Origin of the sequence: Aeromonas sp. ZOR0002 (genome assembly GCF_963866995.1) — a bacterium.
GTDB lineage: Bacteria > Pseudomonadota > Gammaproteobacteria > Enterobacterales > Aeromonadaceae > Aeromonas > Aeromonas caviae.
This window is the reverse complement of the sequence record NZ_CAWMFQ010000305.1, coordinates 1-2,678: the sequence shown is the minus strand read 5'-3', so window position 1 is coordinate 2,678 and position 2,678 is coordinate 1. Positions and strand designations below refer to the sequence as shown.

The window sequence follows — 2,678 nt, the reverse complement described above, 5'->3', positions numbered from 1 at the left end:
CAAGGTTAGCCTTTCAACATGTAATTGGGACAGCGCCTTTTTTTATGGGGGCTGATCCGCCCGCCGCCCCCTGGCCGTATCAGTTCGCAATAGTTATACAGCTTTCAATTTTTTGTATAACTGCTATAACTTACTCAAGGCTTATACAAGGGGCTTCATCATGTACAAGATCAAGGTCGGTATCAGTGCCTGTCTGCTCGGCCAGGAAGTGCGCTTCGACGGGGGCCACAAACGATCCAGTTTCTGCGAACGGGATCTGGGTGCCCATTTCGACTATCACCCCGTCTGCCCCGAGATGGCCATTGGCCTGGGGGCACCCCGCGCCGCCATCCGGCTGGTGAAGCGCCAGGGCGAGGTGCGGGCCGAGGCAAGCAACGGCAGCTTCGACGTCACCGACAAGCTGATTGCCTTCAGCGAGCAGAAGGCACGCCAGCTCGACTTCCTCTCCGGCTACATCCTCTGCGCCAAGTCCCCCAGCTGCGGCATGGAGCGGGTGCGTATCTATGGCGCCAACAACGAGGGGAGCGCCAAGGAGGGGGTCGGCCTCTTCGCCAAGGCGCTGATGGAGGCCAACCCCCTGCTGCCGGTGGAGGAAGATGGCCGCCTGTGCGACCCCATCCTGCGGGAGAACTTCGTGCTGCGGGTCTTCGCCTATCACGACTGGCAGCAGCTTTGCGCCCGGGGGATCACCGCCTCAGCCCTGATCCGCTTCCATTCACGCTACAAGTACCTGGTGCTCTCCCACGCCACCACCCACTACCGGGCGCTGGGGCGCCTGCTCGCCAACCTTGGCAAGGCCAACTTGCAGGAGGTGGCCGACAGCTACATCCAGGGGTTGATGGCGGCACTGACCCTGCGGGCCAACCGCCGCAGCCACACCAATGTGCTGATGCACCTGCAGGGCTACTTCAAGCGGGTGCTGACCCCGGCCCAGAAGCAGGAGCTGTGCGACACCATCGACAAGTACCGCACCGGGGTCTTCCCGTTGCTGGTGCCCCTTACCCTGATCCGCCACTACCTGCGCGAGTACCCGAACCCCTATCTCGCCGAGCAGGTGTACCTCAATCCCCATCCCGACACGCTGAAATTGCGTTACGGGCTGTGAAGGTGTGGCTGGATTTGGCCGATCAGGCCTACCTCGACCTTCATCCCGACACGCTCAAGCTGCGCTACGGGCTCTGAACCCCCTGTGCAGGCCCCGGCGGATGACCGGGGCCTCTTCCCAACGTCTGATGGACTCTCTCATGTCTGATGAATCACAAGCAGCCGCGCCTCTCCCCGACGAGGGCGTCTACCCCATTCGCGAGGTCTCCCGCCTCACCGGCGTCAACGCCGTCACCCTGCGCGCCTGGCAGCGCCGCTACGGGCTGGTGCAACCGGCCCGAACCGAGAAGGGCCATCGCCTCTACAGCGAGCAGGATATCCGCCAGATAGGCGAGATCCTGAGCTGGCTGGAGCGGGGGGTGAGCATAGGTCAGGTGAAGGGGCTGTTGAGCGAGCCCCAGAGTGCGCCAGTGAGCGATCACTGGCAGCAGACCCTGGAGCAGTTCAGCCAGGCGCTGCTCGCCTTCAATCAGCGCAAGGCGGAGGCCGAGCTTGGCGATCTGCTGGCGAGCTACCCCTTCGAGCTGGTGCGCAGTCGGGTGCTGCAGCCCCTGTTGGAGCGGCTGCTGGGGCTGTGGCGCGAGCGCCCCGATGGCGAGCTGCTGCAACAGGTGTGGCTCGGCTGGCTGCATACCCGCTTCGCCCGCCACCTCATCGAGCAGGAGAAGGGCGTCCCCGTCACCCTGGCAAGCTGGGGGCAGGTGGGGCCGCTGGATCTGGTCTGGGCTGCGTATGAGCTCATCGGTCAGGGATATGAGGTGCAACTGCTGGGGGCGGTGGAGCCCCGCCATGCCACCTTGCTGGAGGGGCGTGCCACACCCCCCTGGCTGATCCTGCTGGGGGCCGGGCTCGGCAAGCAGGACCAGGCCGCCGAATGGCCTGCGGGTACCCGCTTCTTTGGCGAGCTGGGACGCCTCTACGATGAGCCGTGGCGGCGTGCCCGCAACTGGCACGCCACCCTGGCAGAGGTCAGTGCGACGCCCCGCACTGCCAAGGCGAAGGGCAAGGGCGGGAGAACACCGTCATGAGGCTGGTCTGGTTTCGCAACGATCTGCGTCTGGCCGACAACCCGGCCCTGCGCCACGCCTGCGCCGGAGATGAACCGGTCGCCGCACTCTTCATCGTCTCGCCGACCCAGTGGCAGACGCACAAGCTGGCCCTGGTCCGCCAGCGCTTCATGCTGGCACAGGTGGATGCCATGGGCCGCGAGCTGGCGGCCCTCGGCATTCCGCTTCATCTGCTGCGGGTCGAGACCTTTGCCGAGGTGCCGACGGCGCTGACGGCGCTCTGCCGGGATCTCGGGGTGAGCCAGCTCTACGCCAACCAGGCCATCGAGATCGACGAGCTGCGCCGCGACCACGCCGTCAGCGCCGCGCTGGGGGAGCAGGGCATGACCAGCCACTGGTTCAACGGCTGCTGCGTGCTGCCGCCCGGTCGGGTGCTGACCGGGTCGGGGGAGATGTTCAAGGTCTTCACCCCCTTCAGCCGCGCCTGGCTCAAGGCTCTCGAGGAGGATGGCTTCGTCATTCACCGTGCCCCCGCACCACGCGGCGAGCCGTTGCCGTGGCTGCCCC

General features: G+C 65.6%; 3 protein-coding genes. All 3 read left to right on the top strand.

Translation table 11 applies throughout. The annotated features are described in order from the left end of the window. Positions 1 to 160: 160 nt before the first annotated feature. Entirely contained in the window at positions 161 to 1,105 is a 945-nt protein-coding gene (locus AACR77_RS16915; RefSeq protein ID WP_010673317.1) for a YbgA family protein, read from the top strand. Between the two features lie 139 nt (positions 1,106 to 1,244). Then, positions 1,245 to 2,132 (top strand): MerR family transcriptional regulator, encoded by an 888-nt coding sequence (locus tag AACR77_RS16910; protein WP_042878509.1) that lies wholly within the window; start codon positions 1,245 to 1,247, stop codon positions 2,130 to 2,132. Beyond that, on the top strand, positions 2,129 to 2,678 hold a 550-nt coding region (locus AACR77_RS16905), incomplete at its 3' end, for a deoxyribodipyrimidine photo-lyase (RefSeq protein ID WP_042878507.1). The genes AACR77_RS16910 and AACR77_RS16905, both read left to right, overlap by 4 nt.

What these genes read in the sequence shown, in the direction of transcription:
- AACR77_RS16915 (WP_010673317.1), top strand. Translation starts at nt 161, where the DNA reads ATGTACAAGATCAAGGTCGGTATCAGTGCCTGTCTGCTCGGCCAGGAA.
- AACR77_RS16910 (WP_042878509.1), top strand. Translation starts at nt 1,245, where the DNA reads ATGTCTGATGAATCACAAGCAGCCGCGCCTCTCCCCGACGAGGGCGTC.